The sequence below is a fragment of the Stenotrophomonas sp. KH_036_B genome (genome assembly GCF_057839485.1).
The window spans coordinates 105,133-131,588 of the sequence record NZ_CM174491.1; the positions used below are offsets into that span (position 1 = coordinate 105,133).

At 69.5% G+C, this 26,456-nt stretch carries 21 protein-coding genes; 9 read left to right on the top strand and 12 right to left on the bottom strand.

The genetic code is table 11. The annotated features are described in order from the left end of the window. Positions 1-17 precede the first annotated feature (17 nt). Entirely contained in the window at positions 18-794 is a 777-nt protein-coding gene (locus AC3ITN_RS00400; protein WP_313342424.1) for a M48 family metallopeptidase, read from the top strand. A gap of 279 nt (positions 795-1,073) precedes the next feature. On the opposite strand, the gene AC3ITN_RS00405 is transcribed toward AC3ITN_RS00400, so the two are convergent. Continuing rightward, positions 1,074-1,952 carry a methylglyoxal synthase gene (locus AC3ITN_RS00405; RefSeq protein WP_313342421.1) on the bottom strand — a complete coding sequence of 293 codons (879 nt, stop codon included), beginning with the start codon at positions 1,950-1,952 and terminating at the stop codon, positions 1,074-1,076. A 131-nt stretch (positions 1,953-2,083) separates the two neighbouring features. Here AC3ITN_RS00405 and AC3ITN_RS00410 point away from each other — a divergent pair, with 131 nt between their 5' ends. Further along, positions 2,084-2,398 (top strand): hypothetical protein, encoded by a 315-nt coding sequence (locus tag AC3ITN_RS00410; protein WP_313342419.1) that lies wholly within the window; start codon positions 2,084-2,086, stop codon positions 2,396-2,398. A 276-nt stretch (positions 2,399-2,674) separates the two neighbouring features. Here the strand turns inward: AC3ITN_RS00410 and AC3ITN_RS00415 are convergent, their stop codons facing one another. The 3 genes from AC3ITN_RS00415 to AC3ITN_RS00425 all read right to left on the bottom strand — a co-directional run bounded on the left by AC3ITN_RS00415 (position 2,675) and on the right by AC3ITN_RS00425 (position 9,122). Further along, the gene (locus AC3ITN_RS00415) at positions 2,675-4,120 is read right to left on the bottom strand and encodes an FAD-dependent oxidoreductase (protein ID WP_489391675.1); all 1,446 of its coding nucleotides are present in this window, start codon (positions 4,118-4,120) and stop codon (positions 2,675-2,677) included. A gap of 19 nt (positions 4,121-4,139) precedes the next feature. Continuing rightward, complete coding sequence (gltB, locus tag AC3ITN_RS00420) at positions 4,140-8,594, bottom strand: glutamate synthase large subunit (RefSeq protein WP_489391676.1); 4,455 nt, start codon at positions 8,592-8,594, stop codon at positions 4,140-4,142. A gap of 165 nt (positions 8,595-8,759) precedes the next feature. Beyond that, the gene (locus AC3ITN_RS00425; protein WP_489392973.1) at positions 8,760-9,122 is read right to left on the bottom strand and encodes an I78 family peptidase inhibitor; all 363 of its coding nucleotides are present in this window, start codon (positions 9,120-9,122) and stop codon (positions 8,760-8,762) included. Positions 9,123-9,308: 186 nt separating this feature from the next. On the opposite strand from AC3ITN_RS00425, the gene AC3ITN_RS00430 reads away from it, so the two are divergent. Next, positions 9,309-10,370, top strand: a complete 1,062-nt coding sequence (locus AC3ITN_RS00430; protein ID WP_489391677.1) for a DNA topoisomerase IB — start codon at positions 9,309-9,311, stop codon at positions 10,368-10,370. A 15-nt stretch (positions 10,371-10,385) separates the two neighbouring features. On the opposite strand, the gene AC3ITN_RS00435 is transcribed toward AC3ITN_RS00430, so the two are convergent. Further along, on the bottom strand, positions 10,386-10,727 hold the full coding sequence (locus tag AC3ITN_RS00435) for a hypothetical protein (RefSeq protein WP_489391678.1): 342 nt from the start codon (positions 10,725-10,727) through the stop codon (positions 10,386-10,388). 176 nt (positions 10,728-10,903) lie between these two features. Between AC3ITN_RS00435 and AC3ITN_RS00440 the strand changes: the two genes are divergently transcribed. The 3 genes from AC3ITN_RS00440 to AC3ITN_RS00450 all read left to right on the top strand — a co-directional run bounded on the left by AC3ITN_RS00440 (position 10,904) and on the right by AC3ITN_RS00450 (position 14,457). Then, entirely contained in the window at positions 10,904-12,007 is a 1,104-nt protein-coding gene (locus AC3ITN_RS00440) for an SDR family oxidoreductase (RefSeq protein WP_489391679.1), read from the top strand. Between the two features lie 260 nt (positions 12,008-12,267). Continuing rightward, a complete protein-coding gene (locus AC3ITN_RS00445) occupies positions 12,268-12,654 on the top strand; it encodes a BlaI/MecI/CopY family transcriptional regulator (RefSeq protein ID WP_489391680.1) in 387 nt (128 codons plus the stop codon). 3 nt (positions 12,655-12,657) lie between these two features. After that, positions 12,658-14,457 carry a M56 family metallopeptidase gene (locus AC3ITN_RS00450; protein ID WP_489391681.1) on the top strand — a complete coding sequence of 600 codons (1,800 nt, stop codon included), beginning with the start codon at positions 12,658-12,660 and terminating at the stop codon, positions 14,455-14,457. A gap of 91 nt (positions 14,458-14,548) precedes the next feature. Here the strand turns inward: AC3ITN_RS00450 and AC3ITN_RS00455 are convergent, their stop codons facing one another. From AC3ITN_RS00455 to AC3ITN_RS00465, 3 genes are all read right to left on the bottom strand, one after another. Continuing rightward, positions 14,549-14,884 (bottom strand): I78 family peptidase inhibitor, encoded by a 336-nt coding sequence (locus AC3ITN_RS00455; protein WP_489391682.1) that lies wholly within the window; start codon positions 14,882-14,884, stop codon positions 14,549-14,551. 71 nt (positions 14,885-14,955) lie between these two features. Then, entirely contained in the window at positions 14,956-16,077 is a 1,122-nt protein-coding gene (locus AC3ITN_RS00460) for a ribonuclease H-like domain-containing protein (RefSeq protein ID WP_489391683.1), read from the bottom strand. Then, complete coding sequence (locus AC3ITN_RS00465) at positions 16,074-18,554, bottom strand: DEAD/DEAH box helicase (RefSeq protein ID WP_489391684.1); 2,481 nt, start codon at positions 18,552-18,554, stop codon at positions 16,074-16,076. The genes AC3ITN_RS00460 and AC3ITN_RS00465 overlap by 4 nt, the downstream gene beginning before the upstream one ends. A gap of 267 nt (positions 18,555-18,821) precedes the next feature. Between AC3ITN_RS00465 and AC3ITN_RS00470 the strand changes: the two genes are divergently transcribed. The 3 genes from AC3ITN_RS00470 (at position 18,822) to AC3ITN_RS00480 (ending at position 20,458) form a co-directional block, all read left to right on the top strand. Further along, on the top strand, positions 18,822-19,493 hold the full coding sequence (locus tag AC3ITN_RS00470; RefSeq protein ID WP_489391685.1) for a hypothetical protein: 672 nt from the start codon (positions 18,822-18,824) through the stop codon (positions 19,491-19,493). Positions 19,494-19,691: 198 nt separating this feature from the next. Next, a complete protein-coding gene (locus tag AC3ITN_RS00475; RefSeq protein ID WP_489391686.1) occupies positions 19,692-20,162 on the top strand; it encodes a hypothetical protein in 471 nt (156 codons plus the stop codon). Next, on the top strand, positions 20,159-20,458 hold the full coding sequence (locus AC3ITN_RS00480) for a plasmid stabilization protein (RefSeq protein ID WP_489391687.1): 300 nt from the start codon (positions 20,159-20,161) through the stop codon (positions 20,456-20,458). Before AC3ITN_RS00475 ends, AC3ITN_RS00480 begins: the two co-directional genes overlap by 4 nt. A gap of 6 nt (positions 20,459-20,464) precedes the next feature. Here AC3ITN_RS00480 and AC3ITN_RS00485 read toward each other — a convergent pair whose 3' ends face one another. The 4 genes from AC3ITN_RS00485 to AC3ITN_RS00500 are packed head-to-tail and all read right to left on the bottom strand — an operon-like array spanning position 20,465 to position 26,455. After that, positions 20,465-22,297, bottom strand: coding sequence for a hypothetical protein (locus tag AC3ITN_RS00485; RefSeq protein ID WP_489391688.1), 1,833 nt, complete (start codon positions 22,295-22,297; stop codon positions 20,465-20,467). Then, positions 22,294-24,450 carry a hypothetical protein gene (locus AC3ITN_RS00490; protein ID WP_489391689.1) on the bottom strand — a complete coding sequence of 719 codons (2,157 nt, stop codon included), beginning with the start codon at positions 24,448-24,450 and terminating at the stop codon, positions 22,294-22,296. Before AC3ITN_RS00490 ends, AC3ITN_RS00485 begins: the two co-directional genes overlap by 4 nt. Continuing rightward, complete coding sequence (locus AC3ITN_RS00495; protein WP_489391690.1) at positions 24,447-25,568, bottom strand: BatA domain-containing protein; 1,122 nt, start codon at positions 25,566-25,568, stop codon at positions 24,447-24,449. The genes AC3ITN_RS00490 and AC3ITN_RS00495 overlap by 4 nt, the downstream gene beginning before the upstream one ends. After that, positions 25,565-26,455, bottom strand: coding sequence for a DUF58 domain-containing protein (locus AC3ITN_RS00500; RefSeq protein WP_489391691.1), 891 nt, complete (start codon positions 26,453-26,455; stop codon positions 25,565-25,567). The genes AC3ITN_RS00495 and AC3ITN_RS00500 overlap by 4 nt, the downstream gene beginning before the upstream one ends. Position 26,456: the final 1 nt, after the last annotated feature.

Here is a 26,456-nt window from a genome sequence, read left to right on the forward strand (position 1 = left end):
GGCGCTATGCTGTACCCATGTCCGGATTCCTCCGCCGCCTGATCTCGCCGGCTCCCCCTACCGTGCAGCGCGATACCGTGCGCCTGCGCCTGGAGGATGCCGAGATCGATGTACTGCGCGTGCGCGATCCGCGGGCGCGCCGGATCAAGCTCAGCGTGGACGAGCGTGGCGTGCGCCTGACGCTGCCGCCCCGCGCGAGCCTGGTGATGGGCGAACGTTTCCTGGAGCTGCACCGCGACTGGCTGTCCACGCAGCTGCGCAACTACCAGGCGCAGAACCTGCCGCCGCCGCTGGTGATCGGCGAGCCCGGGCAGTTGCCGTTGCGCGGTGCGCTACTGCCACTGCGCTGGGAAACCGGGCGCTATGCGCACCTGGAACTGGATGCCGATGGCGCGTGCATGCATTGGCCCACGCGCGGCACCGATGCGACCCTGCGGCGGACCCTGCGGGAGTTCTACGAAGCACAGACCCGGGCCGACGTCGGCCAGTGGCTGCCGCGCTACCTGCCCGGCCTGCCGCGCGCACCGGCGCGGTTGCGGCTGAAGGTGATGTCCTCGCAATGGGGCTCGCTGGCGCCGGATGGCAGCATGGCGCTGGACCTGGCGCTGGTGCTGGGGCGACCGTCGGCATTCGAGTACGTGCTGGTGCACGAGCTCTGCCATTTGATCCAGGCCAATCATTCGCCTGCGTTCTGGGAGGAAGTGGAGCAGCGCTTCCCGGCGTGGCGTGCCGAGCGGGATTACTTCCAGCTGGAAGGCCGCCGGTTGAAGGCGATGTTGCGGCAGTTGTTGTGATCGCGCTTGCCACGCAGGGCGTGGCACTACGGTTACGTGCACAGGACGATTGCGCTAGCGCTTGCCACGCAGGGCGTGGCACTACGGTTACGTGCGCAGGACGATTGCGCTAGCGCTTGCCACGCAGGGCGTGGCACTACGGTTACGTGCGCAGGACGATTGCGCTGGTAGAGCCACGCCGCGCCGCGTGACCGGTGGGCGCCATTCCGATGAACGCGTCGCCACGCGCCGAGGAACCTCCGCCGACGCGGGAGAGGATTCTGTTGCGTGGCTGCGCTCCTAGCGCGTTGCCTGCGCGCGCAGCGTGGCCGCCTGCGCCCAGCGTGCGGCCACGCGCGGTGCGGTGATGCACACGGCCTGATCAGTGACGGTGGTGACCGCGCGTTCCAGCAGCTGGATGTCGGCTTCGTGCTGGCGCGCCACGTGCGGGTCCTCGAAGAAGATCGCGCGCTGGCAGCGGCCTTCCAGCACCTGGTCGGCAATCTGCGCATCGCCGCCCATCGGGCCGCTCTGGTAGCGGGTGACCCATTCCTGGTCCTTGGCCCAGCCACGGCTCCAGGCCAGCTCGTTGAGACGCTGGCCGGTGGTGCCGGTGCCGACCCGGCTGCGGAAGCGCGACAGCAGCGCGAAGTGTTCATCGGCGAAGGCCAGCATGGCCGGCTTCATCGCATCGTGTGCGATCAGCGCAAGCGTGTGCTGCTCAAAGGCATGCAGGTCATCCGCACCGGGATCGGCGGCCAGACCGACCTGCACGCGCTCCACCTCCACCCAGTCGCGCGCGGTGGCCACCGTGGAAATGAAGGGTTTGCCGTGGATCACGCACTGGCGCTTGAGCGCCGTCGCCTCCGGAAACACGGAGGAGGGGTCCACCGGATCCATCAGGTAGATGGCGCCATCCAGGGTGCGCTCGGGCGTGCCCATGCCCACCACCTCGGCCACCAGCTTCATCAGGCCGCCCTCGCGCCCGTTCGGATATCTGCGCAGGGGAGCGAAATCGGGCAGGAAGCCCAGCCGCTGGATGGCATCGTAGGTGCGGCCGACCGCATGCAGTTCCACGCCCAGCTCGCGCAGCCCGGTATCGCTGGCCCGCAGCCAGCGGAACAGCGCAGCGTGCTTGTCATGGTGGTGCAGCCGATTGGCGGCCAGGCCGATGCGCATGGAGGTCATCCGGAAAAGGGGCGATAACGACATTACCAGCCCTTCACGCGAATTCGTAAAAGTTGCATAGCCGCAGACAGGGCCATAACTGACATTGACGGCTGTCACCCGTTCAATCAGGACAGACCCCCATGCGCCTCTCCACTTCCCGCAACGATCCGTCGGTACAGACCCTGGCCCGCGACCGCAGCGCCCGCATCCGCGCGCTGGGCCGGCTGCTGCGCCATGCCACCGCCGGCGATGCCGACGTGCTGCTGGTGGGCCTGGCGCGCATGCTCGATGCGCACATTGATCGGGACCATGCCGACGAAGCCAGCAATGCCCGCATCCGCGGCCAGCTGGACGAGATCCAGCTGCTGCTGGCGTTGGAGATCGAACAGGCCGGCGTACGCGCCGCCGCCGTAGTGCCGGCCGCTGGCCGGCTCCAGGGGAACCTTGCATCGTGAGGCGCCGGCCAGCGGCCGGCATTGCAGGGGGAACCTTGCATCTTGAGGAGCCGGCCAGCGGCCGGCACTACGGGGGAACCCTGCATCGTGAGGAGCCGGCCAGCGGCCGGCACTACGGGGGAACCCTGCATCTTGAGGAGCCGGCCAGCGGCCGGCACTACGGGGGGACCCTGCATCTTGAGGAGCCGGCCAGCGGCCGGCACTACGGGGAACCCTGCATCTTGAGGAGCCGGCCAGCGGCCGGCACTACGGTGCACAGCCGGCCAGCGGCCGGCATTACGCGGTAATGGCCTGCACGATGCTTGCGGCGGCGTCACGGCCCTCGGCCACGGCGGTGACCACCAGGTCGGCACCGCGCACCGCGTCGCCGCCGGCGAACAGCTTCGGGTGGGCGGTCTGGAAGGGCAGGCGGCCACTGCCGCCCGCAACGATGCGGCCGTTGTTGCCCGCCTCCACGCCCTGCGCGGTCAGCCAGGCCGGCACACTCGGCGAGAACCCGAACGCGATGATCACCACGTCCGCTTCCAACAGCGATTCGCTGCCCTCGATCGGCACGGCGTTGCGTCGGCCCTGCGCATCCGGCTCGCCCAGATGGGTCTCGACCACGGTCACGCCGATCGCCTCGTCATCGGCGCCGGCCTCGATCGACAGCGGCTGGCGGTTGAACAGGAAGCGCACGCCTTCTTCGCGCGCATTGGCCACCTCGCGTGCCGAGCCCGGCATGCTGGCCTCGTCGCGACGGTAGGCGCAGGTCACGCGGGCGGCACCCAGTCGGACGGCGCTGCGCACGCAATCCATGCCCGTGTCGCCGCCGCCCAGCACCACCACGCGCTTGCCGTCCAGGTCGGGCAGGGCAAGGGTGTCTTCCCAGCCGGCGATGGGCCGGCCGTGCGCGTCGCTGCCGCTGACGATGCGGCTGTTCTGCACCAGGAACGGCAGCGCCGGCAGCACGTTCTTCAGGTCCTGGCCGGGCAGGCCACCGTCGGTATAGCGATAGGCACCGGTGCCCACGAACACCGCGTCGTACTCGGCCAGCAATGCGTCCATCTCGACGTCGCGGCCGATCTCCACGCCCAGCCGGAACTGCACGCCCATGCCCTCCAGCACGTTGCGGCGGCGGCTGATCACCGACTTGTCCAGCTTGAAGCTGGGAATGCCGAACTGCAGCAGCCCACCGATCTGTTCGTAACGGTCGTACACCACGGCCTGCACGCCCGCGTGGGCGAGCCGGTCGGCGCAGGCCAGGCCGGCCGGGCCTGCGCCGATCACCGCCACGCGCTTGCCCGTGCTTTCCACCGCGGCCATGTCCGGCCGCCAGCCGGTGGCCAGCGCGGTATCGACGATGTACTTCTCCACCGCGCCGATGGTGACCGCGCCGAATTCCTCCAGCGTGCAGCTGCCCTCGCACAGGCGATCCTGCGGACACACGCGGCCGCACACTTCGGGCAGAGGATTGGTCGAATGGCACAGCGTGGCCGCTTCATGGATGCGGTTTTCCTGCACCAGCTGCAGCCACTGCGGAATGGCGTTGTGCACCGGGCACTTCCAGCTGCAGTAGGGGTTGCCGCAATCCAGGCAGCGCCCGGCCTGGTACTGGGCGTCTTCCTTGCCGAACTTGCCGTAGAGCTCGCCCCAGTCGCCGGACGTGCGCAGCTCCACCGGAATGCGTTGCGGCATGGTCCGGGGCAGGTCGAGGAACTGGAAAGCTTGCTTGCGGCTCATGGGTGGATTCCAAAAAAGATCAAGCGGCGCGGCGCAGCGATTCGGTGAGCGATTCGATGCTGGCGGCCTTGGGTTTGACCAGCCAGAACTTGCCGACGTAGTCGCGGAACTCGTCGAGGATCTGCTGCGCCCAGATGCTGCCGGTGAGCTCGCGGTGGCGGCTGATCAGCGTGTGCAGGTGCTGGCGATGGTTCTCGAATCCTTCGGCGGAAATCCGGTGGATGTCGATCAGCTCGTGGTTGTACCGGTCCACGAAGTCGCGGTCGATATCCAGCACGTAGGCCAGGCCGCCGGTGAAGCCGGCGCCGAAGTTGAGCCCCACCTTGCCCAGCACCAGCACGATGCCGTCGGTCATGTATTCGCAGCAGTGGTCGCCGGCGCCTTCGATGACCGCCAGCGCGCCGGAGTTGCGCACGCCGAAGCGCTCGCCGGCGCGGCCCGCGGCGAACAGCTCACCGCCGGTGGCGCCGTACAGGCAGGTGTTGCCGATGATGGCGGTGTTGCGCGCCTCGAAGCGTGCGCCACGCGGCGGGCGCACCACCAGCCGGCCACCGGCCATGCCCTTGCCGACGTAATCGTTGGCTTCGCCTTCGACCTCCAGCTGCAGGCCGCCGACATTGAACGCACCGAAACTCTGCCCGGCGGTGCCACGGAAGCGCAGGGTGAGCGGTGCATCGCTCATGCCCTGGTTGCCGTGCACGCGGGCGATCGCGCCGGACAGGCGGGTACCGATCGAGCGGTCGGTGTTGTGGATCAGGAACCGGTGTTCGCCGCCGAGCTTGCCGGCGATGGCCGGGGCCAGCAGGCCATCCATCTGCGTGGCCAGGCTGTCCGGCGATTCGTACAGGCGCTGCGCGGCGCAGTGGCTGCCGCCGTACTCGGCCGGGTTGAGCAGGCGCGACAGATCGACCTTGACACCGGGGCGTGGCGACACGTCCAGCTGCTGCAGCAGGTCGGTGCGGCCGACGATCTCGTCCAGCGAACGCACGCCCAGATAGGACAGCCAGCCGCGCACTTCCTCGGCCAGCAGCCGGAAGAAGTTCTCCACGCGCTCGGGCAGGCCGGTGAAGTACTGCGCGCGCAGGCGCTCGTCCTGGGTGGCCACGCCGGTGGCGCAGTTGTTGAGGTGGCAGATGCGCAGGTACTTGCAGCCCAGCACGATCATCGGCGCGGTGCCGAAGCCGAAGCTGTCCGCACCCAGCAGCGCCGCCTTGATCACGTCCAGGCCGGTCTTCAGGCCACCGTCGGTCTGCAGCAGGGTGCGCCCGCGCAGGTCGTTGGCCACCAGCGCCTGGTGCGATTCGGCCACGCCCAGTTCCCACGGCACGCCCGCATAGCGGATCGAGCTGACCGGGCTGGCACCGGTGCCGCCGTCATGGCCGGACACGGTGATCAGGTCGGCACCGGCCTTGACCACGCCGGCCGCGATGGTGCCCACGCCCGCATGCGAGACCAGCTTCACCGACACCAGCGCATCCGGGTTGACCTGCTTGAGGTCGTAGATGAGCTGGGCCAGGTCTTCGATCGAGTAGATGTCGTGGTGCGGCGGCGGCGAGATCAGGCCGATGCCCGGCTTGGCATAACGCAGCCGCGCGATCAGTTCGTTGACCTTGTGGCCGGGCAGCTGGCCGCCTTCGCCGGGCTTGGCGCCCTGGGCGACCTTGATCTGCAGCACCTCGGCGTTGACCAGGTATTCGGCGGTGACGCCGAAGCGGCCCGAGGCCACCTGCTTGATCTTGCTGCGCTTGTTGGTGCCGTAACGCACCGGGTCTTCGCCGCCCTCACCGGAATTGCTGCGCCCGCCCAGATTGTTCATGGCGATGGCCAGCGCTTCATGCGCTTCGGGCGACAGCGCGCCCAGGCTGATCGCCGCGGTATCGAAGCGGCGGAACAGGTCTTCGGCCGGCGCCACCTCCTCCATCGGGGTGGGCGTGGGCGCGGCCTTGAGCTGCAGCAGGTCGCGCAGCGCCGACACCGGGCGGCCGTGCACCGCCTCGCAGTAGCGCTGCCAATCGGCGGCATCACCGCTGCGCGCGGCGCGCTGCAGGGTCATGACCACGTCGGGGTTGTACATGTGGTATTCGCCACCGTGTACGTACTTGAGCACGCCGCCGACCTCCGGGCGCAGCAGGTCGTTCCAGGCGCGCACGGTGAGTTCGCGCGCCTCGTCGTCGAGCCGTGCGAAGCCCACGCCGGCCACGCGCGAGGGCGTTTCCGGGAAGCACAGGTCCACCACCTCGTCGTCCAGGCCGACGATCTCGAACAGCTGCGCGCCGCGGTAGCTGGCCACGGTACAGATGCCCATCTTGGAGATGATCTTGGACAGGCCCTTGTAGATGCCCTTGCGGTAGCTGCGGCCGATCTGCGACTGCTCGCCGCCCTTCTTCAGCTGCAGGATGCCGCGCCGGCCCAGGTCGAACAGGGTCTGGTAGGCCAGGTACGGGTAGACCGCGGTGGCGCCGAAACCGAGCAGGCACGCCATGTGGTGCGGGTCGCGTGCGGTGCCGGTTTCCAGGATCAGGTTGACGTCGCAGCGCAGCCCGGCATTGGACAGGTGGTGGTGCACGGCACTGGTGGCCAGCAACGCGTGCACCATCGGGCGGTCGGCCACCGGGTAGCGGTCGCTGAGCAGCAGCATGACGATGCCTTCGCGCGCGGCCGCCTCTGCCTCGGCACAGATCCGCTCGATACCGGCCTTCAGCCCTTCGTCCAGGCTGTAGGAGAGGTCGATGAGGCGGTTGCGGTCGACGTACTGCTCCATCTTGATCAGCTGGCGCAGCTTGCGCTGGCTGAGCACAGGCGAGTTGAGGATGACGTGGTTCACCGTCTCCGCGCCGGCATGGAAGATGTTGGTCTCCTTGCCGAGCTGGGTGGACAACGACATCACGCAGTCTTCCCGCAGCGGGTCGATCGGCGGGTTGGTGACCTGCGCGAAGGCCTGGCGGAAGTAGTCGTACAGCGGGCGGCTGTGCTGGCTCAGCACCGCCATCGGGGTGTCGTCGCCCATCGAGCCGGTGGCTTCCTGCTCGGTCTCGGCCAGTGGGCGCAGGATCTGCTCCACTTCCTCGGTGCTGAGCTGGAACAGCTTGTGGTAGCTGCGCAGGGTGCGCTCGTCGAAGGGTTCTTCGACCAGCGAGGGGTCGATCAGCTCGGTCTGCAGGTAGGTCACGCCCTGCTGCAGCCACTGCTTGTACGGGGCGCGGCCGCGGTTGATGCGGTCGATGGCGTCCGAGTCCAGCAGGTCGCCGCGCTTGAGGTCGATGGCCATCATCTCGCCCGGCCCCAGCTTGCCCTTGCGGACCACGCGCTCGGCGGGCACTTCCCACACACCGGCCTCGGAGGCCACCAGGAAATGACGGTCGGAGGTGAGCATCCAGCGCGCCGGGCGCAGGCCGTTGCGGTCCAGGGTACAGGCCGCATAGCGCCCGTCGCAGGCGACGATGCCGGCCGGGCCGTCCCACGGCTCGCTGTTGAGGCCGTAGAACTCGTAGAACGCGGCGAGGTCGGCGTCCTTGAACTCCAGCGACTGGGTCGCCGGCGGCACCAGGATGCGCAGCGCCTGGATCAGCTCCATGCCGGCGCTGACCATCAGCTCCAGCATGTTGTCCAGGCTCTGCGAGTCCGAGCCATGCATGGAGATCACCGGGTCGAATTCGCCGATGTCGAACCGCGGGGTCTTCCACACCTTGCTGCGCGCCTGCGCCCAGCGCCGGTTGCCCTCGATGGTGTTGATCTCGCCGTTGTGGGCGAGCATCCGGAACGGATGCGCCAGCGGCCAGCGCGGCAGCGTGTTGGTGGAGAAGCGCTGGTGGAAGACGATGGCGCTGGAGGCCAGGTCGTTGCGCTGCAGGTCCGGGTAGAAGCGGCTCAGCTTGTCCGGCAGCACCATGCCCTTGTAGCTGATCGCATTCGGGCTGAGCGTGGTGACGTAGTAGTCGGCATGCGCGCGCAGCTGCTGTTCGCTGCGACGGCGCGCCAGGAACAGCGCCAGGGTGAAGGCGGGCTCGTCCTGGCCGGGGCCGGCGTCGACGAACACCTGTTCGATGTGCGGCAGCGTGTCGCGCGCGAGCTGGCCGCACACGCTGGGGTCGGTGGGCACCACGCGCCAGCCAAGCGGACGGCAGCCTGCATCACGCAGCTGCTGCTCGAGGGTGGCACGGCAGGCCTGCGCGGCGTCGGCATCATGCGGGAGGAACACCACGCCGGCGGCAAAATGCGCGCCCAGGGTGATGTCGGCCTCGGCGGCCAGCGCATGCAGGAATGCATCGGGGCGGCGCAGCAGCAGGCCGCAGCCGTCACCGGTGACGCCATCGGCGGCAACGCCGCCACGGTGGGTCATGCGCGACAGCGCGGCAATGGCGGTATCGACCAGCAGCCGTGACGGCTGGTCATCGAGTTGCGCCACCATGCCGAAACCACAGGCATCGCGTTCGTCTTGCGGGTCGTAAAGCCCTTGGCGGTTGCGGGGGGCCATCTCTGCCTCAAAGTCGGGTGAGCGGCGACACTCGTCCCCGCTCAATCCGTTGAGCGCATCTGGAGGCACCGGATGCTTCGACTAGAGCATAGTTGCTGCAACGCCGCAATACACGGTTGCAGGCGCAACCAAACCCCTCAAAAAACCGCTCCCGGTGCCCCCAATTCAGCCGCAGCGCAGGCCGGTGATGACGCTCTTTTCGTCCAGCTCGATGTTCAGGCGCTCGCCGACGAATTCCATGGTGGTCACGTCATCGGGCTTGAGCACGCGCAAGTCGCGGGCACTGGCGTCCTGCTGGGCCTGCGCGCCGATATCGTCGGTGTAGGCCTGACCGATCAGGCTCTGCACCTGGGTGGCGTCGCAGTTGCCGACCGGTGGCGCTTCTGTGGCCTTGCCGGTCGTATCGGCAGGGGCGGCGGCTTCTTCGGCGGCCTTCTGCGCGTGCGTGCCCACGGCTTCCTGCTCGTCCATCGGCGGGGCCTTGCAGGCGCCCAGCAGCAACAGGGTGGGGACCAGGGCGAAGGCCATGACCGTGGGGCCAAACGAACGCCGCATGCGGCGGGACGACAAGGACGACATCGAGACTCCGGAGTTCCAGGCAGGAAAGCAGGGAGGATATCGCCAAGCGGGGCGTGAGGTGTTTGTGTTGCGTTATTGACGCGGCACCGCAGCGCCAGCCACCACACTGCAGGCCCGTTGCCCTCCTGCCCGCCCATGCCCGCACGCATTGCCACCCCCGAAGCCGTTGCCGCCCGTGAGGCCGGCCTGCGTTACGTCACCGACGCGCAACCGGGCATCGCCCGGCGCCGCGCCGGCAAGGGCTTCAGCTATCGCGATGCCGACGGCCACGTGGTCCGCGAGGCGGCGACCCTGGCCCGGATCCGGGCGCTGGCCATTCCGCCGGCCTACAAGGACGTGTGGATCTGCGCCTCGGCCAATGGCCATCTGCAGGCAACCGGGCGCGATGCCCGTGGGCGCAAGCAGTACCGCTACCACCCGGACTGGTCGCGGGTACGCGGCGATGGCAAGTTCGACCGGGTGATCGCCTTCGGCAAGGCGCTGCCCGCGCTGCGCCGGCGCCTGGGGCGCGACCTCAAGCTGCCCGGATTCCCGCAGGACAAAGTGCTGGCCATCGTCGTGGCGCTGCTGGCGGAGACGCTGGTGCGGGTGGGCAACCCCGAATACGCGCGCGACAACCGGAGCTATGGGCTCACCACCCTGCGCAACCGGCACCTGGAGCTGGTCAGGGGAGGCCGTGCGCGCATGCATTTCCGTGGCAAATCCGGGCAGGAGCATGAGGTGGAGATTGACGACCAACGCCTGGTGGAGCTGATCCGGCGCTGCCAGCAGTTGCCGGGACAGGCGCTGTTCCAGTACCGCGATGACGACGGCAAGGTGCAGCCAGTCGATTCCGGGCAGGTCAACGCGTACCTGCGCGATGCGATGGGCACCGACTTCAGCGCCAAGGATTTCCGTACCTGGGGCGGCACCGTGGCGGCGTTGCGCCAGCTGGCGGCCACCGAACTTCCCGAGGCACCGAGCGAGCGCGCACTGGCCGCGTTGCAGAAGGCGGTGGTGTGCGAGGTGGCCACGCTGCTGGGCAATACGCCCTCGGTGTGCCGCAAGGCCTACATCGATCCCAGCGTCTTCGACGGCTGGCGGGCCGGCGCATTGACCCGCCTTGCCGGACTGCGCGGCGACCGGCAATGGGAGCAGGCCACCCTGAAGTTCCTGCGCAGTGCCCGGCGGGTACCGCGCGCGAAGGCCGCGCGCTGAGGCGCGGCCTGGCCGTCAGCCGCAGTAGATCGCAGTGATGTTGTTGGTACGGCCGGTCTCGATGGTCAGGCGCTCGCCACCGCTCTCCGCACCCGGGCTCGGATTGGCGGCGCCGCTGGCGGTGGGGCCGCTTTCCTCGCGCTGGCCGCGCAGTACCACCACCTGCAGGCTGTCGCTGTCCACGCGGGCGCGTTCAACGGTGGCGGCCGATGCGGCCAGGCCGACCGCGCCGATCACCTTGTCCACGTGGCACTGGCCGGAGATGACGCCGTCGATGGGCTGCACCTGCGCCATCGGCGTGCTGCTGCAGGCGGTGAGGGCAGTCAGTGCGGCAAGCGCGAGCAAGGGACGAAACATGGGGTCACTCCAGCAGGATTCTGGTGCCCACGATGCCGCTGGGGGCGTATGCGGCGGATGAAGCCGTACACGGCATGGCGACATGGCATTCACCGCGTGCGAAAGACGCAGCGGCCACACTGCCCTTGCCTCGCCCTTTCATTCGCACCGAGGCAGACGCAACGAAGGAGTTGACCATGGCCACGGCCAAGAAGACCCGTAAACGCACCCCATCCGCCGCGACGCCCGCCGAACCGAAGGTGCCGCGTACCCGCGCCCCGGTAGTGAAGACTGCCACCCGCAAGGCCGCCGCCACCGATCCACGCGCTGCGCGCGTGGCGGCCCGCCAACGCCGCCTGCAGGACCAGGAGAAGGCCAAGGACGCGCGCGTTGCCGCGAAGAAGAAGGCCGCGAAGAAGGCGACGAAAAAGGCCACCCAGGCCGGCAGCCGCACGCAGCCGGAAACCATGCCGGCCCAGCACATCGCCAAGCCCGGCAACGAACACGAACTCACGTTGGCGCCGCGTTTCCTTGCGCCGGACCATGTGGGAAGCGGCAAGCTGCAGGGCAAGCGCGCCATCATCACCGGCGCCGATTCGGGCATCGGCCGTGCCGTCGCCGTGTTGTTCGCACGCGAGGGCGCCGACGTGGCGGTGCTGCACTTGGATGAAGCCAAGGATGCGGACGTCACCCGCCAGCACGTGGAAGCCGAAGGCACCCGCTGCGTTGTGATCGCCGGCGACGTGCGCGATCCGAAATTCTGCAACAAGGCGGTCAAGCAGGTGGCCAAGGCCTTCGGTGGCATCGACATCCTGGTCAACAACGCGGCGTTCCAGCTGCACTGCGAGCGCCTGGAAGACCTGGAAGACGCGCACCTGCAGGAGACGCTGCAGACCAACATCGGCGGCTACATCCAGATGGCGCGCGCGGTGCTGCCGCACCTGGAAGAAGGCGACTGCATCATCAACACCGGCTCGGAAACCGGGCTGTTCGGCAGCAAGGCATTGATTGACTACTCCGCCACCAAGGGCGCCATCCACGCCTTCACCAAGGCGCTGGCCAGCCAGCTGCTGCCGCGTGGTATCCGCGTCAACGCGGTGGCGCCGGGCCCGGTGTGGACGCCGCTCAACCCGGCCGACAAGCAGGCGCCGGACGTGGCCGAGTTCGGCAAGGACAGCGACATGGGGCGCCCGGCGCAGCCGGAAGAGCTGTCGCCGGCCTATGTGTTCCTGGCCTCGCCGATCACGGCCAGCTACATCAGTGGGGTGATCCTGCCGGTGATGGGCGGGCCGCGCGGGTAGTGGACGCGTCAACGCATGCGCGCTGACGCCCCGGATGCATTGTGGTAGTGCCGGCCGCTGGCCGGCTCCCGGCGAACGACGGCACCGCCCTCGACCCGGCCCTTTATCGCGAGGAGCCGGCCAGCGGCCGGCACTACCCGCCGCCGACCGTCCGTGGGTCGTGACCGCGTTCGACCGTTCGTCGGGATGCGTCGTCCGGCACTTGACGACACCTGTAGTCACGGGCATGGTGGCGACACGTGTAGTCAACGGAGTGTGCCATGCGCGGCAAGACCATCGGGGACCAGGAACTGGCCCTGCTGCAGTACATAGCGGAACAGGACGGCGCCAGCGTCGGTGAGGTGGCGGCCAACTTTGGCGAGGCGCGCGGGTTGGCGCGTTCCACGGTGCTCACCATGATGGAACGCCTGCGCGGCAAGGCCTACCTGCAGCGCGCGCAGGTCGAGGGCGTGTACCGCTACTCGGCCACCGGCGAGCAGGAGAGCGTGGTGCAGGGCGCAGTAGCGAGCTTCGTGGAGAAGACGCTGCAGGGCTCGGTCTCGCCCTTCGTGGCCTTCATGTCGCACAAGGCCGAGGTCAGCGACAGCGAACTGGCCGAACTGGAAGCGCTGGTCGCGCAGCTGCAATCACGCAAGCGGGAGAGCTGAGCCATGGACACCCTGATGATGGAACTGCTGACCCGGCTGGCCTGGACCAGCGTGCAGAGCGCGGTGCTGGTGGCGCTGGTGTGGGGTGTGTGCCGCCTGCTGCCGCGCCTGCCGGCCGCCACGCGCTGCCGGTTGTGGTGGCTGGTGGCGCTGCAGGCGGTGCTGGGGCTGGCCTGGAGCAGCCCATTGGAACTGTCGGTGCTGCCCGCCGCGGGCATGGACACGGCGAGCCTGGTCGCGCAGCCCTGGGTACACGACGGCACGGCGCTCACCCCGATGGCAACGGGGTTGGCCACCCACGCAGCGCCGGTGATGGAACCGATGTTGTCCTGGCCGCTGGCCCTGCTCGCCCTCTGGGCATCAGGTGTGCTGCTGGTCGGGCTGCACAGCCTCCGCGCCTACCGTCAGAGCCGCGCGCTGGTTCGCCACGCCGCTCCCTGCACCGACGCAGGCCTGCAGCAGGCGCTGCAGTTGGCCGCCGAGGCGCACGGGCTCGCTCGCGCACCGCAGTTGAAGATCTCGTCGCAGATCCGTTCGCCGCAGTTGATCGGGCCCTGGAACCCGGTGCTGCTGCTGCCAGCGCGCGAGCTTCCGGCGATGGCCGCCGATGACCTGGACATGGCGCTGACCCATGAGCTGGTGCACCTTCAGCGGCGTGACCTGTGGTGGGGCCTGCTGCCCGCATTGGCGCAGCACGTGATGTTCTTCCATCCGCTGCTGCACCTGGCCGCACGCGAATATGCGCTGGCCCGCGAAGAGGCCTGCGACAGCGCGGTGGTGGCCGGCCATGGGCATTGCCGGCACGACTACGGGCGCCTGCTGGTGCAGCTCGGCGTTGCGCCGCGCCCGGCCGTCGGCGTGGCCAGTGCGTCGCCGAACTTCCGCAGTCTCAAGCGTCGCCTGGTGACCCTGCAGCAGACCGGCAGCTTCCCGCGCGTGGCGTCGCTGGCGATCACCGCGCTGTTTGTCGTGATCGGGGTGGCACCGATGCGCCTGGTGGCCGCCGTTCCGCCGCCGCCGCCGGCACCCCCGGCCGCCCCCGCCGTTCCGCCCGCCCCCGACGCGCCGCGGGCACCGGCCGCTGTCGCCGCACCGGCGTCCGTACCGGCACCGCCGGCGGTTCCAGCGCTGCGGTCGCCGGCCCCGCCGGCAGCACCCGCTGCGCCGGCGGCGCCCACGCATCCCGACGAGGCCACCAGCATGGTCACCCACGGTCGCCTGGACCTGGGCCATCAGCCTGCGCAGGCCTACGTGCTGATGGGGGACGGCGACAACTTCGTCAATGCCTCACTGGCCGACCTCAAGCAGGCAAAGCGCGATGTGCAGGGACGCGACCGCGTGTTGTGGGTAAGGCGTGGCAACGAGCGCTATGTGATCCGTGATCCGGCCCTGCTCGCATCGCTGACCACGGCACAGCGCCAGGTGGCCAGCATCGGCAACCAGCAGGGCGCGCTGGGCGACCAGCAGGGCGAACTGGGTGAGCGCATCGCCGCGCTGTCCGAGCAGGCCACGCGTGACGCGATGGAGACGATGGACGCGGCGGCCATGGCCAACAATGCCGCGCGCCGGGGCGTGGGCGATGCAGCCGTGGCAGAGCGCGCCGCGCGACGGGCAGCGGCCGATGCCGAAGCCGCCATCGATCACCGCCGCATCGCCGAGATCGCCCGCCAGCAGGCCGAGCTGGCCCGCCAGCAATCGGCCCTCGCGCAACGGCAGAGCGTGGCCACGGCCCAGATCGCGCGCGATGTCCGCACCGCCATCGACAAGGCGATGGCGGACGGCACCGCGCAACGGCTGCGGTAGCACAGGGGCCGCCCCGCCCGCGTAGAGCCACGCCCTGCGTGGCTGGCGGATGCGGAACGAAGAGCAGCCACGCGCAGGGCGTGGCTCTACGTCAATTGCAGCCGATGCGCTCGATCCGGTTCTGCGCATCCACGTTGATCGTCAGTCGGTCTTCGCGGAAATCCATGGTCACGGCCATGCCCGGCTTCACCACGCGGGCATGCTTGGCGCCACTTTCGGTGACGGCCTGCTTGACCAGTGCTTCCGTGGCCACCTTTCCGTTGAACGTGTCGAGTTTGCCTGGATCACACGTCATGGTGCCTCCATCGGTGCCGCGCGGAACGGGGTCCACCACGGCGTTGGGCGGTTCGGCGCTGCTCTTGGGCGGGCTGCTGCACGCCGCCAGCGGCAGGGCACAGCCAAGCAACAACAACAGGGGAAGGCGCATGACCAGTCTCCGTGAACAGGTGAGTGCCTCCAGCTTGCACCGTACCGGCTGCACGGCGCGTCAACGTCCCCTCAGCCGGGCGGTACGGCCTCACTGGCGAGTGCCAGCGTCTCGCGCTCGCGCCGTTCCTCGGCCACCAGCCGCTGCATCAGCAGCGAGAGCGTGACCACGTCCTGGTGGTTGTGCTCGGCCACCCGGCGCAGGTTCAGTGCGCTGCCACCGCGAAGGTAGTTCAGCCACGCCGCCGGCGCTTCCGAGCCGGGCAGGTCATCCTCACGCACGATCTGCAGCAGCTGCCGTTCGATGGTGGCGAGACGGCAGTTCTCCCACGTGCCGCGGTAACGGCGGCGGGTGGGGAACAGCAGGTCCACGTGGTCCAGCGGAGTGATCGGGCAGCGCTGTCGTGCCAGCCGGTAGCGGGTCTTCAACAGCGGCGCGTCGTAGCAGCGCCCGTTGTAGCTGGAGAACACCGTGGACGGGCGCAACCAGGTCGAGAATTCCTGCAGCATCGCGGTTTCAGCGGCCATGGTGGTCATCAGCAGCTGGCGGATGCGCAGGCCGTCGCCGCGCGCGGAATCGGTGTGCCAGTCGGCTGCGCCGATCATGAAGGCGCGGGTTCCGGTGCCGCCGGCCAGGCCGGTGGTCTCGGTATCGAAGAACAACAGGTCCTGCGGCAGCACGGCCTCGCCGTCGCGCTTGGCGAAGGCCAGCGACAGCGGCTGGGACGGGATGGCCTGCGCCAGGAACGATTCGATCAGGAACAGCCCGGGCGCGATCTCCTCGCCGGGCACGTGCCTGTCCTGCGCGTTCGCGCGCGGCCGCGCCGCCTGGCCCCCGCCACGATCGCGCAGACCGAGCAGGCGATGCAGGCCACCGGCGTCGGGCCTGCGCAGGGCGGGCGCCGTCGCGGGCGGTGCAGAAACCCCCGCCGCCCCACCGGTCGGCTTGTGGCGGATCTCCTGCTCGACCCACGCGAACACCGACGCCGGTGCCGGTGCACGTGCCCGCGCGTCGTTGGCGGCGGTGGGGAGGGCGGCGCCGGGCTGCCCGTTGCGACGTTCCGCATCTGCCGCAACGACGTTGCCGGCAGATGCACGGGTCGTTGTCTGCGTTGCCGGATCACGGGAAGGCGCCGGCGTGGCATCACCGGCCTGTCGCCGCAGCAGGCGCAGCTTGTCCAGGCTCAGGCTCAAAACGGCACCACGTCGGCATCCTGCTGCGCGCGCGCGGTGGCCTCGGGCAACGCATGCGCATCGAACAGCGCCAGCACCTTGAGCGCCAGCGCCTTGGGCGTGGTGGCGTCCTCTTCCTGGCCGGCCAGCACCGGGCCCACGCAGGCCGGGCAACCGGCCTTGCAGTCGCAGCGCTGCACCAGTTCCTGCGCGCGCTGCAGCAGCTCGGCCTGGCGCAGCCACAGCGGCTCGCTCAGGCCCACGCCGCCGGGGAAGTTGTCGTACAGGTACACGGTGGGCACGAACTGCTGCTGCAGTTCGATCGCGCTGGCGTCGAATTCGGCGCCGCGCAGCTGGCCGCGGCCGCTCTGGTCGGCCACCGCGAACCACGCGCCGTCGCCGTTGCCGACCGCCTTCTGCAGGTCGCGCGCGTCGGCCATCACCGCCACGGTGGCCACGACGTGCAGCGCGTAGGCAGCACCCAGGAAGCCGTCCAGCGCCTCCTGCTTGCTGTCGAACGCGGTCAGCAGCAGCGACTGCGGCAACTGCCACCACACCGCGGTGGTGTGCAGTTCCTGGTCGGGCAGGTTGACCGGCCCGTAGCCGATGTTTTCGTGGGTGTAATAGCGGATCTTTTTGTAGCCGGCCACGCGCCGCACCACGTGCACTTCGCCATGGTGCGAATCGCCCTGGCCGGCGATGCAGCCGTCGAAGCGGTCCAGCACCTTGAGCTTGGTGAAGTCGATGCTGTCGGTGTAGTAGTCCACGTGGGTGCGGGTGACGTAGGCCTTGCGGCCTTCCCAATCCAGCCGCTCCACCTGGTAGGGCGTGGACTGGACCATGTGGATGGCCCCTTCGTACAGCGTGAGCGCGGCGGCGGAATAGTCCACCTCGGCGATGATCTGCTGCTTGCCATCGCTGCGGTCAACCACGACGAAGTTGCCGTCGGCCACCGAACGCAGGCTCACCGCATTGGCCGGATAGCTGTCGGCGATCCATTCCCAGCGGTCGCCCTCGCGGTGCACCACCTCGGTTTCGGCCAGCGCCTCCAGGAACACCAGCGGGTCGATCGGCCCGAACGGGTCGCCGGCCAGGAACGGCAGCTCGAAGGCGGCGCAGCGGATGTGGTCGAACAGGATCAGCGGCTGGTCCGGGGCGATGCGCGCGTGCTCGGGCGAGGCATCGGCGAAGAAATCCGGGTGCCGCACCACGTACTGGTCCAGCGGTTGCGAGCTGGCCACCAGCACACCCAGCGCGGGCTGCTGGCGGCGGCCGGCGCGGCCGAAGCGCTGCCAGGTGGCGGCCACGCTGCCGGGGTAGCCGTTGAGCACCACCACGTCCAGGCTGCCGATATCCACGCCCAGCTCCAGCGCCGAGGTGCTGACGATGCCATCGATGTTGCCGGCGCGCATGGCGCGCTCGGTCTCGCGGCGTTCGGTGGGCAGGTAGCCGCCGCGATAGGCGCGGATGCGCGGGGGCTTGCGCGGGTCGTGGTCGAAGATGTCCTTGAGGTACTTGGTCAGCACTTCGACCATCAACCGGCTCTGGGCGAAGATCAGCGTCTTCAGCCCGGACTTGATCGCGATGCGCGCGATCCGGTTGCTCTGCGAACGCGCCGAGGCACGCAGGCCCAGGTCGGCGTTGACCACCGGCGGGTTCCACAGCAGCACATGCTTGGGTCCGCTGGGCGCACCGGACTCGGTGATGGCGGTGACCGGCGCTTCGATCAGCGCCTCGGCATGCGCCTGCGGGTTGCCGATGGTGGCCGAGCACAGGATGAACTGCGGCTCCACGCCGTAGAAGGCGCAGATGCGCTTGAGCCGGCGCAGCACGTTGGTGACATGGCTGCCGAACACGCCGCGATAGGTATGCACCTCGTCGATCACCACATAGCGCAGGTTCTCGAAGAACTGCGCCCACTTGGTGTGATGCGGCAGGATGGCCTGGTGCAGCATGTCGGGGTTGGAGACCACGATGTCGCCGTGCAGGCGGATCGCCTGGCGGGCGTCGCCGGGGGTATCGCCATCGAAGGTGAACGCCTTGACGCCGAGGTCGCCGGCGCGGTTGAGCTCCAGCAGTTCGGCCACCTGGTCCTGGGCCAACGCCTTGGTCGGGAACAGGTACAGCGCCTTGGCCTTGCCCTGCATGGCGGCACTGACCACGGGCAGGGTGTAGCACAGCGACTTGCCGCTGGCGGTCGGGGTGACGATGGCCACGTGCTCACCGCGCTGGCTGGCATCCCAGGCCTCGGCCTGGTGGCTGTACAGCTGCTCGATGCCACGCGCCTTGAGGGCGGCGGTCAGTGCGGCCGGCACGTCGGCCGGAATCGGCGCGTAGCGGCCTTCCCGGCCCGGCATCGTGAAGCTGCCGGTGATGCGGTCCGCGTAGCGCTGCTGCAGCCGTGCGGTCAGCAGTGCGCCATTGCGCGAGGGCAGGCCATCGGTGGTGGACAGGCGGCGCTCGGCGTCTTCGGTGCGCTTGGCGAGTTCGTAGGCCATGGTGACAACGGTCTGCAAAGGACGCCATGGAAGCACAAACCGGTCTCAGTGATTGAGACACCGACGGCTGGGTGGGTGAATGATTCAGTGCCGGCCACGGGCCAACGAAATCTGAAGGTCGCCTCCGTATCCTGCGCGCAGGGACGCTGCCGACAGGACGACACGTGGCACTACGCGCAAGGATTTCTGTGATCCGCAACAGGGCTGCGCAGCGCCGGCGGGGGACTGACCCGCTATTCTGGCCACCGACTCTTCGATCCTGACGCCATGCCCCTGCGCTCACTGTGCCTGCTCACCCTGCTGCTTCCCCTGCCTGCACTCGCCAGCGACATGGCCGATGGCGGCAGCTGCCGCAACGGGGCGTTCCCGTCGGAGCAGAGTCATTTCGCGCAGGCCAAGGTGATCGGGGCGCAGCGCCTGTATCTGCTCGATGACATGAACGGTTGCCCCGCAAAAGGCGAGCCGGCCTGCCGCCACGGCACCTATGTTGTGTCCGGCGACACCGTCATCAGCGGTCGCGACCTGGGCGGCTACCGCTGCGTGTTCTTTCCCAACAAGGTCGGCGGCAGCGCCGGCTGGGTCGACAAGACCCGGCTGCAGACGCTGCCCACGCGGACCCCCGCGCTGAAGGACTGGGCCGGGCACTGGCGCAACGGGGATGACAGCCTGGTCCTCCGCGTGCAGGGCAACACGCTGCAGGTGGAAGGCGACGCGTACTGGCCCTCGGCGAACCCGAGCCTGGAACAGCGTCCGGGCGGCCCGAACCTGGGCCAGGTGGCCGCGGGCGCAGCCCCCACCGGTGCCACCGTCGTATTCCGCGAAGACACCTGCGAAGTACGCGCACAGTGGCTCGTTGACACGTTGCTGGTGGCCGACAACGCCGAATGCGGCGGCATGAATGTGCGTTTCAACGGGGTGTATCGGTTGAAGCAACGCTAAGCTCGATCCGACACGGCGAACGCTGCGTTCACCTTTGCTTGGATGGCGCCATATCGCCGTGCGCTGCGGTTCTGTGATCCGGAGCAGGGCTGCGCCGCCCTGTCAGAAGAATGAAAAGAAGTCGAATTCAGCCACGATGTCTCAGGTTCACATAACAGTTGTATGATTCCTGCGTAATCATTATACGGGAGTCAAGAAATGGCTCAGACAGTGCAGCTGGCCACCGCCCGCGAGCTCGCCGCTGCCGGCACCGTTCGCGACACCTGGTTGGTGGGGCAGGTGGGGGGTTATGCCGTGATGTTCAAACTTGGAAGCGGCGAAAGGGCCCTGGCGACGAAAACCGGAACCATGCGACTGTTCGCCGGCCTGGATGCGGCTGTCCGCCTGCTTCGAAACGAACTTGGCATCAATCAGTATCACGTCGATGCGAGTGGCTATCTGGATGACCCCGGCAGTCGACGTCGTCGCCCCGACCGGACCGCAGCGTTGCAGCAGGCGCATCAAGATGCGGCGTATACCGAGTTCCTTCGAGAGGGAACAGAGCGCGCGCTGCAGGATAACCGGCCTGCACTTTCCAGCACCGACGCTGCCAAGCGAATGGATGCGGTCAAAGCAAAGCACCAGGCGCGCTTGGAGGCGGCATTGGGCGACAGGAGAGCCAAGCGGTGACAGTAGTGTGGAAGGAATCTGCACTGGATGATCGGGAGCGCCTGTTGGAGGCCGCACTCGAACATGCAATTGAGGCCGGAGAGCCAGCAATATACCGAGCTGCCCTTACGCAGGATGATCGCATTCAACGCGAAGGCGACGCACTCGACGGTGTTGCCACCTACAAGGAAGGACCCGTAGAAGGAACGCGGCTCTATACCTGCGCGCAAGGTCGAATCGTGCTGCTGTACGTGCGAGCCGGACACGAGGTTCAAATTCTGTGGGTAGCGCCGACGGCGTCGAACTGGACACGTTGAACAGGGTCACGATGGGCGCTGATGGACCGGCCGCCGCCGTTCGAGCCACCACAGCAGGCCGGCGATGGCGATGAAGCCCAACAGCCACGGCCAGCGGGGGCCGGGAACCTGGCCGGGCGTTGCGGCGGCACCCGCCGTCGTTTCAGCCAGCCGGCGCGCGGTGGCGGCGCGCAGCTGCTGCCGGTACAGCGGTTGCGCGGTGACCGGGTCGAACACGTAGAACGCCTGCACGGTATCGCCGTGCTGGAGCTGGTGCCAGCCGGGCTGCTGCGGCCAGTAGCCGGCGCAGTGGCTGCTGCCGCTGGCGGGATCTATCCGAAGCGGTACCGTGCGGCCTTCCGCGTCGCGGACCTGGCTGCCGCTGGGCACCTCGCACAAGGTCAGGCGCTCGCCCGACCAGGGCGTCGCGGCCTGCAGTCGAACGGCGGGCGCGCCCGGCAGCGCGCGGGCCACGCTGGCCAGCACGCCGGACCACAGTTCGGCATGGCGGTCGTCGCGGCCGGCAAGCACCAGCCGGTAACTGTCGGTGACCGGCAACAGCGCCACGCGGCCGCGGCCGACGCCGCGCCAGCCGCCGACGGCGTTGCCCTTTGCATCGTCGAACAGGGCGTCTGCACCGGGCAGCACCGCGTCGAACCGCTCCAGCGCTGGCGGCGCGGCACTGTGCGAGGCGGCATCGGCCTCGTCGATCCAGCCCGTGCTGTCGGTGGCCGGTCGCTGCGGGCCGCGCCGCGCCTGCAGCAGTGCGGCGTCTGGATCAGCCTGCAGCTGCAGCGGTGCCGCGCGGGTGCCGCCGCTCACCGGCAGGCCCCAGCCGCGCAGCGCCTGGCGGGCCGCATCGTTCAGCGGGCCGCTGCTGCGGACCAGCACACCAAGGCCCTCACGCATTGCCTGCTGCACAAGGGTGCGTTGTGCCGCACCGAGTGCGGCCAGGCTGCGTTCGTCCAGCACCAGCACATCGGTGGCGGCCAGGCGGGCGGCGCTCAGCGCAACCGGTGCATCGCCCAGCAGCACGCCGCCACCGGCGCTGGCCTGGGCCTGCACGGCCAGGCCGGTATCGGTGGCCCAGCGGCGCAGGTACTTCAGTTCCGGGCCGGGCGCGCCAGCGAGGATCAGTACGCGCGGCGGCGGGGTTGCCACGGTCTGCAGCGGCATCGTGATGCTGTCCACCACGTGCTGCTGCGCATCGAGCAGGCGCAGGGTGAATTCGCTGCGCCCGGCGGCGCGCGCGCTGCCGTGCAGGCGAACCCGGCCCTGTGCGTCGAGCGCGGCGCGGTCCACCACGACCCCGGCCGGGTCCAGCAACTCGGCGCGCGCGGCGTCGACGCCGCTGGCGCGTGCGCCGACGGCGAACAACGCACCGGGCGCGGCGGGCGGCGGCGGCTGCAGCTCGATCCAGCCGCGTGGCGCGGGCGGTGTCTGCAGTACCACCCGCAACGGCAACGCGGTATCGCGGTCGCGCGCGGACAGTCCATCACCGATCAGCAGCAACGAGGTGCTGCCCGGATGCTGGCGTAGCGCGGTGGCCAGGTCGGGGGCGCGTACGGCGTCTGCACTGGGCGTTGCTTCCGGCAGCGCGATCACGGTTGCGCCGGCGGGCACGGTGCCTGCGGATGCGGCGTTGCCGGTGAGTACGGTCAGCTGGCCGGGGTCCACGCTGCGATGTGGTGGTACGAGGGTGAAGTAGAGCAACAGGGCGGACAGGGCCTGCAACACCAGCAATGCGGTGCGTCTGGGTGAAGGCAGCCACGCAGGGCGTGGCTCTACGCGGAGGATGCGCACGCTGCCCACGACGGTGACCAGGGCCAAGGCGATCGCGATCCATACGGCCATGCTCATCGCGTGCCCTCCACTGCATCCAGGTAACGTTGCGCCATCGGGTCCGGCGCGCTGCGCCGCTCCAACTGTGGCAACGGACGCAGCAGGGCACGCCACAGCTGCGCACGCAGGGTGGTGCGGCAGGTGGCGCAGTCCGGGGCCAGGCGCAGCTCCTCGATCGCCGCCGCCAGGCTGAGCGGATCGGACAGCCGCGACTGATGGCGGCCCAGCCACTGGCTCAGCGCGCCCAGGTCCGGCGTGCTGTTGGCGTCGGCCAGCTGCTGCCAGACCGCCACGATGGCTGGATCGGGTGCGTCCACGGGGATGATGGTCGAGGTACGGCTGCCGATATCGGTACGGTCACCGCTCATGCGGCGGCTCTCGTCGATGGGCGGCAGCTCCGGTCCCACGCGGGCCAGGTAGATGCGTTCGGCCTGCTGGACCTGCTTGATGAAGGCCAGCGCCTTGTTGGCGAACGGCAGTGCACGCTCCGGCTGGCCCTGCCGCAGCTCGCCTTCCGACGACCACATCTGGTCCAGCGCCGCCTTCAGGATCGCGCGCGTCTGCGGATCCAGCAGGGTGGCTGCTTCGGCATGGTCGTGGGTGTGGCCGTATTCGGAGAGCACGTCGGTGGCGGCGCCGAACACGGGCGGGCCGTCGGCCTTGGCGGCGCCATGGTCGTGATCATCGTGGCCGGCCTGCGCACCGGTGGCTTCGTGGTCATGGTCATCCGCGTGATCCGCCGCAGGCGCGTCGCTGGTCGGCAGGCTGTCGCTGGTCGGCGGCGGCTTGGCCCCGCCTTCGCTCTCTTCGCCCAGGAACTGACCATAGCGAAGGCGCAGGATGCGCTGGTCCACGCCGATCGCATCGGAGCGCTTCACGAACTCCTCGGCCGGCAGCTGGCGGCGCAGTTTGATCAGCGCTTCGGCGTCGATGATGATCTGGCGCTGGCTGCGGAAGTACGCCGGCAGCGTCTTCTTGACCATGCCTTCCAGGTCCGCGCCCAGCACCTGTTCTTCGCTGGGCAGGCGCAGGATCAGGCTGGTGCTCTGCGCGGTCTGCGCCGTGGGCGTGCGGTTGTCGCGGACCTGCAGCTGCGCGATCACATCGTTGCCGGGCCCTGCACCCAGCGCCGCCAGGTCCAGCGTGCGGGCGAAGTGGCGCCGCGTTGCCGGGCCGGTGCCGGTCAGCGCGATGCGCTGCTCGCGGAAGGTGATGTTCTCGCCGCTGCCCTGCGCCAGGGTGAGGTGCAGCTCGGCGTTGCTGGCCACGCCGAAGTCATCGGTGGCCTCGAACTGCAGCGTCCAGTGGCGCTGGCCGGGCGTGGCCAGCACCAGTGTGCGGTCCGGCGCGATCACCCGCACGCTGGGCGGGCGGTCGGCAACGACGTCGAGGCGATGGAGCTTGGGCGCGGTCAGTGCCGGCTCGGTGACGATGCGGTACAGCGTCGGCCTGGCGGCCTTCCACTGCGCCACCCATCCGTCGCCGTCGCGGCGCAGAGCGATGCGGGTGCCGTCGTGCAGCTGCAGTGCGGCCTGTGTGGGCTGTGCGCTGAAACGCAACGACCATTCCAGCGCGCTGCCCTGCACCACCTTGGCATCCAGTGCAGTCTGCGTGCGCAGGGCCTGCCCGGTGTAGCCCGGTGCCTGGATCTGCAGCCGGGACGACTGCAGCCTGGGCGGCTGCGCCGCGCTGGCAGGAGGCGTAGCACGGTCGGGAAGCGCCGGCAGCGGTGTGCCCGGCGCGGGCCAGCCTACGGCGAGCGCGGCCACCAGCATTCCGCCACACCATGACAAGGCCAGCCAGCGCTTCGGCCATGCGGCGCGCAGATCCGGCGGCGCGGCCTGCAGCGCGGCGGTGATGCGAGCGTGCTGGCGTTGCTGCAGGGGATTCAGTGTGGCGCCATCGGCGAACAGAAGGTCGGCGCTGTCCTGCGCGATGGCATGCGTGTCCAGCTGGCGCACCAGCCAGTGCCGGTCCAGCCGCCGCGCGCGCCACGTGGCGGCACCCGCGACGGCCAGCAGGGTGGCCAGCAGCACGATGGAGCCGATATTGATGCCCGCCACGCGCGCAGCGCTGGCGGTGATGGCCAGCGCCAGCGGCACCAGCAGAAGCGCGGTGATCCACCACCGCCGGCGACGTGCGCGCTGCCATGCACGCTGAACGTGGTTCATGCGTTCGCCCCGCGTCGCGGTGCGGTGGCGATCCAGCGTTCCAGCGCGAACAGCAGCACGATCAGCACCAGCAGCCACGGCGCAAGATCACGCGGCTGTGCCAACGGGGCAGGGGCGCCGCTCAGCGGTGCGTGCGTGGCGGCAGGCGCCAACTGCGGCGGCGGTACCGGCTGCAGTTGTTCCAGCAGGCGGCGCGGGAACGACGGCTCGCGCAGGATCGGCAGCGCGTCGGGCGAGAGCGCTGCAGTGAAGCGCAGTACCTGGCCGCGACCGAGTGCGTGGCGCACGACGGCGGCGTTGCCGTTGTCGTCCTGAAGCACCGTCGACCCCGTGCCGGGGGCCAGTCGGGTCGAAACGCCCAGCACGCTGCCGCCGGCCCGCACCCAGGCCTGCCAGGCGGGCGGCAGTGGCGCATCGGCCAGCCACACGCCGACCTGCCCGTCTTCCGGCACGGCAGCGGCGGCGAGCGCCGGGGGCAGCACCTGCCCGCTCCACGCGCGCTGCAGGGCATCGAGCACGCGCAGTGCCGAGGGTGTGTGGGCCGTGCCGGCGACGCGCAGCTGTAGCGCGGGGCTGCGCGCCGGCGCAGCCGCCGGCATGGCCACGGGTCGCCATTGCACGGCACGCGACAGCCGCGGGCGCTCGCCATCGAGTCCCGGCATCGGATCGGGGACGTATACGGTCAATGCGGTGCCCTTCGGCAGCGTCTGATCCAGCTCGCGCAGCAGGCTGGCAAGGGGTTGTGCAGACGCCGGCACCGCCTCCCGCAGCGGCGGGAATCCTGCCGCCAACCAGCGTCCTTCGCTGCCCTCAGGCAGCGAAGGCGGGCTCAGTCCAGGCGCGACCACCACCCACGGCGGCGTCTGTACCGGCGCACCCTGCAGCAGCGGACGCGCCAGCAGAATGGCCAACGCAGCCAGCAGCAGCAGGCGAACCAGCAGCAGTGGCCATTCGTCGAATCGGACGCGCTGGCGCGGGCGTGCCTTCGCGCGCAGCCAGCGCAGCGCGGCGAACTCCAGCGGTGCGTAGTGATGGCGGCGCGCCAAGTGGATCAGCAACGGCACCAGCAGCGACGCCAGCGCCAGCAGCCCCAGCGGGAACAGCAGCGACAGGTTCATCGCGCACTCCCGGCGAGCATCCGCAGCGGCGCATCCAGTGGTTGGTCGGTATGGGTGACCACATGGGCAACGCCGCCGCGCTGCAGCCGTGCCTGCAGCGTGCGCTGCGCCTCGGCGAAGCGGGCCAGATAGTCGGTGCGGATCGCGCGGCCATCGCCCAGCAGTTCCTCGCCGGTTTCCGGGTCGCGGAAGCGGTGCCCGTCCTGGAACGGGAAGTCGCGCTCGTCGGCGGTCAGGATCTGCAGCTGCGTGACGTCCCGGCGCGCGGCGGCCAGACGCTCCAGCAGCACGGTGCCGGCGTCGTCAAAGCCATCGCCAAGCGCCACCAGCATGTCGCTGGCCTGCACCCGCTCCCAGACCGGGCGTAGTGCATCCGCGCCGGGCCACGCACCGCGTGCCTCCAGGCGATGCAGCAGCAGGTGCACGCGGTCGCGCTGGCGCGCACCGCTGCCGGACGGTACCCGCTGCACGCCTTCACCATTGACCGCGATCAGGCCGAAGCGGTCGCCCTGCTGCAGCGCCAGCTCCACGATGCAGGCGGCGGTGGCGCAGAGGTGATCCAGCCGCGACAGGTCGGGCCGCGCGCGATCGCGCTGGCCCGCGGACGCCGTCGCGTCGATCAGGATCCAGATCGTGACCGGGCTTTCGCGCTCGGATTCGCGCACGAAGAAGCGGTCCGATCGCGCGTACAGCTTCCAGTCGATCTGGCGCAGTTCGTCACCGGGCTCATACGCCCGGTACTGCGCAAACTCCAGACCGGCACCGCGGCTGCGGCTGGCGTGCTGGCCGATCCCCTGCGCACCTGCCGCACGCCGCGGCAACAGCCGCAGCGCCTTCAGGCGGCTGCGGACATCGGCGGGGATGGCGATAGGGGCGTGCGGGCTCACG

Excerpts from the sequence above, each read along its gene's own strand:
- AC3ITN_RS00400 (WP_313342424.1), top strand. The coding sequence starts at position 18 with ATGTCCGGATTCCTCCGCCGCCTGATCTCGCCGGCTCCCCCTACCGTG.
- AC3ITN_RS00405 (WP_313342421.1), bottom strand. The coding sequence starts at position 1,952 with ATGCGCATCGGCCTGGCCGCCAATCGGCTGCACCACCATGACAAGCAC.
- AC3ITN_RS00410 (WP_313342419.1), top strand. The coding sequence starts at position 2,084 with ATGCGCCTCTCCACTTCCCGCAACGATCCGTCGGTACAGACCCTGGCC.
- AC3ITN_RS00415 (WP_489391675.1), bottom strand. The coding sequence starts at position 4,120 with ATGAGCCGCAAGCAAGCTTTCCAGTTCCTCGACCTGCCCCGGACCATG.
- gltB (WP_489391676.1), bottom strand. The coding sequence starts at position 8,594 with ATGGCCCCCCGCAACCGCCAAGGGCTTTACGACCCGCAAGACGAACGC.
- AC3ITN_RS00425 (WP_489392973.1), bottom strand. The coding sequence starts at position 9,122 with ATGGCCTTCGCCCTGGTCCCCACCCTGTTGCTGCTGGGCGCCTGCAAG.
- AC3ITN_RS00430 (WP_489391677.1), top strand. The coding sequence starts at position 9,309 with ATGCCCGCACGCATTGCCACCCCCGAAGCCGTTGCCGCCCGTGAGGCC.
- AC3ITN_RS00435 (WP_489391678.1), bottom strand. The coding sequence starts at position 10,727 with ATGTTTCGTCCCTTGCTCGCGCTTGCCGCACTGACTGCCCTCACCGCC.
- AC3ITN_RS00440 (WP_489391679.1), top strand. The coding sequence starts at position 10,904 with ATGGCCACGGCCAAGAAGACCCGTAAACGCACCCCATCCGCCGCGACG.
- AC3ITN_RS00445 (WP_489391680.1), top strand. The coding sequence starts at position 12,268 with ATGCGCGGCAAGACCATCGGGGACCAGGAACTGGCCCTGCTGCAGTAC.
- AC3ITN_RS00450 (WP_489391681.1), top strand. The coding sequence starts at position 12,658 with ATGGACACCCTGATGATGGAACTGCTGACCCGGCTGGCCTGGACCAGC.
- AC3ITN_RS00455 (WP_489391682.1), bottom strand. The coding sequence starts at position 14,884 with ATGCGCCTTCCCCTGTTGTTGTTGCTTGGCTGTGCCCTGCCGCTGGCG.
- AC3ITN_RS00465 (WP_489391684.1), bottom strand. The coding sequence starts at position 18,554 with ATGGCCTACGAACTCGCCAAGCGCACCGAAGACGCCGAGCGCCGCCTG.
- AC3ITN_RS00470 (WP_489391685.1), top strand. The coding sequence starts at position 18,822 with ATGCCCCTGCGCTCACTGTGCCTGCTCACCCTGCTGCTTCCCCTGCCT.
- AC3ITN_RS00475 (WP_489391686.1), top strand. The coding sequence starts at position 19,692 with ATGGCTCAGACAGTGCAGCTGGCCACCGCCCGCGAGCTCGCCGCTGCC.
- AC3ITN_RS00485 (WP_489391688.1), bottom strand. The coding sequence starts at position 22,297 with ATGAGCATGGCCGTATGGATCGCGATCGCCTTGGCCCTGGTCACCGTC.
- AC3ITN_RS00490 (WP_489391689.1), bottom strand. The coding sequence starts at position 24,450 with ATGAACCACGTTCAGCGTGCATGGCAGCGCGCACGTCGCCGGCGGTGG.
- AC3ITN_RS00495 (WP_489391690.1), bottom strand. The coding sequence starts at position 25,568 with ATGAACCTGTCGCTGCTGTTCCCGCTGGGGCTGCTGGCGCTGGCGTCG.